Source organism: Streptomyces sp. NPDC048461, assembly GCF_055587105.1.
Map to the genome: position 1 here is coordinate 119,512 of NZ_JBVJGW010000020.1, position 6,712 is coordinate 126,223.

A 6,712-nucleotide genomic window follows, 5' to 3' on the forward strand; every position below is an offset into this window, starting at 1 on the left:
CGGGTGCCGCGCGTCCACGCCGCGGCGCCCGACCGGTTCCCTTCGCCCACGAGGAACCCCCGATGACCCGTTCCGGCCGCATCCCCCTCTCCGTACTCGACGTGGTGCCCGTCTTCGAGGGGGGAACCGCCACGGGCGCGCTGCGCGACACCGTGGCCCTCGCCCCGCGCGTCGAGGCCCTCGGCTACCACCGCTACTGGGTCGCCGAGCACCACAACACCCCGAGCCTCGCCACCTCCGCGCCCGGCATCCTCATCGGCCGGCTCGCCGCCGCCACGACCACCCTCCGGGTCGGTTCCGGGGGCGTGCTGCTCCCCAACCACGCGCCGCTGGTGGTGGCCGAGCAGTTCGGCACCCTGGAAGCCCTGCACCCCGGCCGGATCGACCTCGGACTCGGCCGCGCGCCCGGCACCGACCCGGTCACCGCGCGCGCCCTGCGCCGGGCCCCCGACCGCGGGCAGGACGACTTCCCGCAGCAGATCGCCGAGCTCAGCGGCTACTTCGCTCCCGGCGACCCCGCGTCCGGCATCGTCGCCGTGCCCGCCGCCGACGGCAGGCCGGACCTGTGGATGCTCGGCTCCAGCCCGGCCAGCGCCCAGGCCGCCGGGGCCCTCGGCCTTCCGTACGCCTTCGCGCACCAGATCAACCCGCACGCCTCGGCGTTCGCGCTGGAGACCTACCGCGAGGCGTTCCGGCCGTCCGCCCGGCTGGACCGGCCGCGGACCCTGGTCTCCGTCCTGGCCACGGTCGCCGACACCGACGCGGCCGCGCGCACGGTCGCCTCGCCGTACCTGCTGGGCAAGATACTGATGCGCACCGTCCGCCGCTTCGACGCCTTCCCCTCCGCCCGGACGGCCGCCTCGTACTCCTACGGCACGGCCGAACGGCGCTTCCTGGACGAGCTCGTGGAACCGCAGCTGATCGGCGCCCCGGACACGGTGCGCGACAAGCTGGCCGCGCTGGTGGCGCGCACGGGGGCCGACGAGGTCATGGCCCTCACGGTGGTGCACGGCCAGGAGGAGCGGCTGCGGTCCTTCGCCCTCCTGGCCGAAGCCGCCTCGGCCGCCGGCGGACTCCTCGCGCGGGACGCCGATGACGGTTCAGTCCGGCTTTAGCACCCGTCGCGACAGTGGGCCCGGTACCCACGTCTCGGTACCCACGTTTCCACCGTCCCGGAGTCCGGAGTCCGTCATGCACTCGCGTCGAACGCCCCGCAGAGCCGTCCTGTTGTCCGCCGTCGTCCTCACCGCCGTCACCGCCTGCTCCGCCGGTGAGGCCACCGCGCCCGCCGGCGGCGCCGCGCCGGTGACCGGCGGCAAGCTCGTCTACGCCACGGACCAGGAGCCGGACTGCTGGGACCCGCACACCAGCGCCCAGGACGTGACGGCGTTCGTCCAGCGGCCGGTGTTCGACTCGCTGGTCTACCAGACCCCCGAGGGCGAGCTGAAGCCCTGGCTCGCGAAGTCCTGGAAGACGGGCCCGGACGGGAAGACCTACACCTTCGTCCTGCGCGACGACGTCACCTTCCACGACGGGACGCGCCTGGACGCGGAGGCCGTGAAGGCCAACTTCGACCACGTCAGTGCCAAGGAGACCCAGTCGCAGTACGCGGCCGGCCTGCTCGGCCCGTACGAGGGCACGACGGTGAAGAGCCCGACGGAGGTGGAGGTCCGCTTCAACCGCCCGTACGCCCCCTTCCTGCAGGCCGTCAGCACCACCTACCTGGGGATAGCCGCCCCCGCGTCGCTGAAGGCCGGCGCGGACACGCTGTGCGCGGGCACCACCGCGGTGGGCAGCGGCCCGTTCAAGGCCGGTGCGTACACCCGCGGCCAGCAGCGCGGCTACAGCAAGAACCCGGGCTACGCCTGGGCCCCCGAGGGAGCCGGGCACACCGGGGCGGCGCGGCTGGACTCGTTCACCATCCGCTTCATCGGCGAGGCCGCCACCCGTGTGGGCGCGCTGACGTCCGGCCAGGTCGACGCGGCCGGTGCGGTTCCGGCCCAGCAGATCGGCCTCGTCGAACGGAACCCCAAGCTGTCGCTGGTCACCAAGGACGTGCCGGGCGCCGTCGACGCGTTCTACCTGAACACCACGAGCCCGCTCTTCTCCGACGTCCGCGTCCGCAAGGCGTTCCAGCGGGCGGTGGACCTCGACGCGCTCGTCGAGTCGGTGTTCCAGGGCACCGGCCGCCGGGCGTGGAGCACCTTGTCCCCCGCCACCCCGCAGAGCTATGACCGCACCTTGGAGAAGAGCTGGCCGCACGCCCCCGAGGAGACGGCCCGGCTGCTGGACGAGGCGGGCTGGACCGGCCGGGACGGCGAGGGCTTCCGCACCAAGGACGGCAAGACCCTCACCGTCGTCGCCCCCGTGTACGGCAAGGCGAGCATCTTCTCGCAGGCGGTGCAGGGCGAGCTGAAGAAGGCCGGCGTCAAGCTGGACCTGGCCGCGTCCACGGACGCCGCGGAGGTCTCCGGGCGGCTGGACTCGGGCCGCTACGACGTCGTCGAGACCTCCTGGGCCCGGGCCGACGGTGACATCCTGAGCCACTTCTTCCTGTCCACCGAGACCGCCGAGGGCGGCGGCCACAACTTCGCCCGGGTCGCGGACCCGCAGGTGGACGTCTGGCTCAAGGAGGCCCAGGCGGCGACGGACCCGAAGGTGCGCGCCGAGGCGTACGGGAAGGTGCAGCGCTGGACGCTGGACCAGGCCGTGGTGGTCCCCGCGTACGTCAAGCGCTCCACGGTCGGCGTCAACAAGCAGGTGCACGGGCTGCGGCAGTCGATCTCGGCGTGGCCCGAGTTCTACGGCGCCTGGGTCGAGGCCCGCTGATGCCGCGGGCCGTCCGGTACCTCGCCGCCCGGCTGGGGGCAGCCGTCCTGGTCGTGTGGGGCGCGGCGACCTGCGCCTTCGCGGTGCTCCAACTGGTGCCGGGCGACCCGGTGGACGCGGTGGTCGGCTCCCAGGCGCTGGTCGACGCGCGGCAGCGGGCGGAGATCCGGCAGCACTACGGGCTCGACGACCCGCTCGGCGTGCAGTACGTGTCGTACCTGGGGCGCCTCGTCCGGGGCGACCTGGGCGACTCGTACCAGCTCCAGCAGCCGGTCGCCCGGGTGCTGTCGGAGCAGCTCGGGCCGACCCTGGAGCTGGCCCTGTACGCCACGCTGCTGGCGGTGGCCCTGTCCGTCGCGGTGACCGTGCTGACCTCCGGCCGGTCCCGCTGGCCGCGGCGGGTGTCGGCGCTGGTGGAGCTCGTGGTCGTGTCCACCCCCTCGTTCTGGCTGGGGATCATGCTGCTGACGGCGTTCTCCTTCCGCCTCGGCTGGTTCCCGGTCTCCGACAGCGGTGACGCGCGGTCGCTGGTGCTGCCGGTCCTCACGCTGGCCCTGCCGATCGCGGCGGTGCTGGCCCAGGTGATGCGCGAGGGGCTGCTGGACGCGCTGCGCCAGCCGTTCGCGCTGACCGCGCGCGCCCGCGGGCTGCGCGAGCACACCGTCCGGTCGCGGCACGCGCTGCGGCACGCGGCGCTGCCGGCGCTGACCCTGGCGGGCTGGTTCACGGGCACGCTGCTGGGCGGCGCCGTGGTCGTGGAGAACGTGTTCGCGCGCTCCGGGATCGGCCGGGTCGCACTGCAGGCGGTGGGCGGCCGGGACCTGCCGGTCGTCCAGGGGGTGGTGACCCTGTCGGCGGTCGCGTTCGTGGTCGTGGGTGCCGTGGTGGAGGTGCTGTACGCGGTGGTGGATCCGCGGCTTCGCAAGGGAACGGGGGTGGCTGCCGCATGAGCGCGCCACGAGGGGGAACACCGCTGCGGGTCCGCCCCGCGGTGGTGGCGGCCGGAGCCGCGCTGGTGCTGATCCTGGTCGCGGCGCTGGCGCCCGGGCTGTTCACGGCCGTCGGCGCCACCGACACCGAGCCGCTGAACGCGCTGCGGCCGCCGGACGGCGCCCACTGGTTCGGCACCGACCAGCTGGGCCGGGACGTCTTCGCCCGGGTGGTGCACGGCACCCGCTACTCGCTGGCGATCGGGGCGGCCGCCACCGGCGCGGGGGTCGCCGTCGCCGTGGTGTGGGGACTGGCCGCGGCACTGTCGGGGCGGATCGGGGACGCGCTGCTGATGCGCGGGGCGGACGTGCTGCTGGCGCTGCCGGGGCTGCTGCTGGCGCTGCTGGTGGTCCTGGTCGCCGGCAAGGGGGTGACCGGGACGACGATCGCGGTGGCCGTCGGCACCGCCCCCGGGTTCGCCCGGGTCGTGCGGGCCCAGGCGCTGGTCGTACGCCGCTCCGGGTACGTGGAGTCCGCGGTCGCCCTCGGGGTGCCGCGGTTCCTGATCGTCCTGCGGCACGTGCTGCCGAACACGCTGGGACCGCTGGTGGTGCTGGCCACGGTGACGCTCGGGGCGTCGATCTCCACCGGGGCCGCGCTGAGTTACCTGGGGCTGGGGGCGCAGCCGCCGACCCCGGAGTGGGGCGCGATGCTCACCGAGGGCCAGGACTTCCTGGACCAGGCGTGGTGGATCGCCCTGTTCCCCGGACTGCTGCTGCTCGGCACGGTCCTCGCCGTCACCGTGGTCGGACGGCACGCGCAGACACGAGCCGAAGGACGGGCCTCCTCATGACGGGCATACGGGTACGGGTGGGCGCCGCGCGCGCCGCGGCGGACGCTCCTGGGGGCGGTACGGCGGACGCCACCGGCGACGGCATCGGCGACGGCATCGGCGACGGCATCGGCGACGGGGCCCCCGTCGGGGCCCCGTCCGGGACCGCCGGCGGCGCCCCGGCCGACGGGCGGGGCGACGGACCGCTGATCGAAGTGGCCGACCTGAACGTCCGGTTCGGCACCGGCCACCGCCAGGTGCACGCCGTGCGCGGCGCTTCGCTGGCGCTGGCCGCCGGCCGCTGCCTGGCCCTGGTCGGCGAGTCCGGGTCGGGCAAGAGCGCCTTCGCGCGCGCCCTGCTCGGGCTGGCCGGACCCACCGCCGCCGTGACCGCGGCGCACCTGCGGCTGTTCGGGCAGGACGCCCGCGGTTTCGGGGACCGCGAGTGGCGCTCCGTACGGGGACGGCGCATCGGACTGGTGTCCCAGGACGCGCTGGTCGCTCTCGACCCGCTGCGGCCGGTGGGCAAGGAGATCGCCGAACCCCTGCTGACGCACCGCCTCGTGCACCGGTCACAGGCCGGCGAACGGGTGGTGCAGCTCCTGGACCGGGTCGGGGTGCCCGAGCCGGCGGAGCGGGCGGCGAGCTACGTCCACCAGCTGTCCGGCGGGCTGCGCCAGCGGGCGCTGATCGCCTCCGCCCTCGCGGCGGAGCCGGGCGTGCTGATCGCCGACGAGCCGACGACCGCCCTGGACGCCTCCGTACAGGCCCGGATCCTGGCGCTGCTCGGCGAGTTGAAGGCGGGCGGCACCGGGTTGCTGCTGATCAGCCACGACCTGGCGGTGGTCGAGGCGCTGGCCGACCGGGTGGCCGTGATGAAGGACGGCCGCATCGTCGAGTCGGGTCCGGTGCAGGAGGTGCTGGAGCAGCCCCGGCACGCATACACGCGGGCCTTGCTGGCGGCCGTACCGGGGAGCCGCCGGCGGGCCGCGCCGGCCAAGGTGACCGAAGGGGAGCCGCTGCTGGTGGGACGCGGCCTGGTCAAGGGGTTCAAGGGGCCGCGCGGCAGCCGCCGTACCGCGGTGGACGAGGTCTCCTTCACCCTGCGTCCCGGGGAGTCGCTCGGCCTGGTCGGCGAGTCCGGCTCGGGGAAGTCCACGCTGGCCCGGATGGTGCTGGGGCTGACCGCGCCCGACGCCGGTGAGATCCGGCTGGCGGGTCGCGCGTGGAGCGCGGTACGGGAACGCGAGCGGCGCGCCCGCCGCTCCACCGTGCAGTTGGTGCCGCAGGACCCGCTCAGCGCCTTCGACCCCCGGTGGAGCGTCGAGCGGCTCGTCGGCGAGGCGCTGGCCGTGTCGGGGGTGCCGCGCGAGGAGCGCCGCACCCGCACGCTGGACCTGCTCGAACGGGTCGGGCTGGCCGAGGAGCACCTGGAGCGGCGGCCGCTCGCGCTGTCCGGCGGACAGCGGCAGCGGGTCGCCATCGCCCGGGCGCTGGCCCCGGAGCCGCGCCTGCTCGTGTGCGACGAGCCCGTGTCGGCGCTCGACGTTTCCGTGCAGGCGCAGGTCCTGGACCTGCTGCGCGAGCTCCAGGCCTCGCTGGGCCTGGCCATGCTGTTCATCTCGCACGACCTGGCCGTGGTCCGGGAGGTCTGCGCGCGGGTGATGGTGATGAAGGACGGGCGGATCGTGGAGTCGGGTCCGGTGGAGGAGGTGTTCGCGGCGCCCGCCCACCCGTACACGCGGGCCCTGCTGGCGGCCGTTCCGAAGCGGGCGCGGACGCCCCTGCCCGGCGGCGGGCCGGTCACTCCCCCGGCGACGCCGGACACGGCGGACGCGGCGGACGCGGCGGACGCGGCGGACACGGCGGGCGGCCCGGGCGGCCCGGGCGGTGCCGCCGATGGTGCCGGGGGTGCCGGTGGGGGCTCCCGGGCGGCACAAGGGCGGCTTTAGATCCGGCCAACAGGCGGCTGCCAGCCTGGGGGTGTCGTCGGAGTCGTTCCGTGCGCCCGGAGGGCGGGCCGTGCGGTGTCCGGTGCGTGCGCTCGCACGGCGGAGGGTCGGGGGCCCCGGGTGCCGGTGTTGAACGGGGGTCCCGCCACCCGGGGGGCGTGGGGTGGGG

General features: G+C 75.3%; 5 protein-coding genes. All 5 read left to right on the top strand.

The features are described from left to right. Positions 1–62 precede the first annotated feature (62 nt). The 5 genes from ACZ6S8_RS29095 (at position 63) to ACZ6S8_RS29115 (ending at position 6,543) form a co-directional block, all read left to right on the top strand. Positions 63–1,115 (top strand): LLM class flavin-dependent oxidoreductase, encoded by a 1,053-nt coding sequence (locus tag ACZ6S8_RS29095; protein ID WP_469460374.1) that lies wholly within the window; start codon positions 63–65, stop codon positions 1,113–1,115. A gap of 76 nt (positions 1,116–1,191) precedes the next feature. Then, a complete protein-coding gene (locus ACZ6S8_RS29100; RefSeq protein WP_469460375.1) occupies positions 1,192–2,829 on the top strand; it encodes an ABC transporter substrate-binding protein in 1,638 nt (545 codons plus the stop codon). After that, the gene (locus ACZ6S8_RS29105) at positions 2,829–3,779 is read left to right on the top strand and encodes an ABC transporter permease (protein WP_469460376.1); all 951 of its coding nucleotides are present in this window, start codon (positions 2,829–2,831) and stop codon (positions 3,777–3,779) included. Before ACZ6S8_RS29100 ends, ACZ6S8_RS29105 begins: the two co-directional genes overlap by 1 nt. Then, positions 3,776–4,612 (top strand): ABC transporter permease, encoded by an 837-nt coding sequence (locus ACZ6S8_RS29110; RefSeq protein ID WP_469460377.1) that lies wholly within the window; start codon positions 3,776–3,778, stop codon positions 4,610–4,612. The genes ACZ6S8_RS29105 and ACZ6S8_RS29110 overlap by 4 nt, the downstream gene beginning before the upstream one ends. After that, the gene (locus tag ACZ6S8_RS29115) at positions 4,609–6,543 is read left to right on the top strand and encodes a dipeptide ABC transporter ATP-binding protein (protein WP_469460378.1); all 1,935 of its coding nucleotides are present in this window, start codon (positions 4,609–4,611) and stop codon (positions 6,541–6,543) included. Before ACZ6S8_RS29110 ends, ACZ6S8_RS29115 begins: the two co-directional genes overlap by 4 nt. The last annotated feature ends 169 nt before the right edge of the window (positions 6,544–6,712 follow it).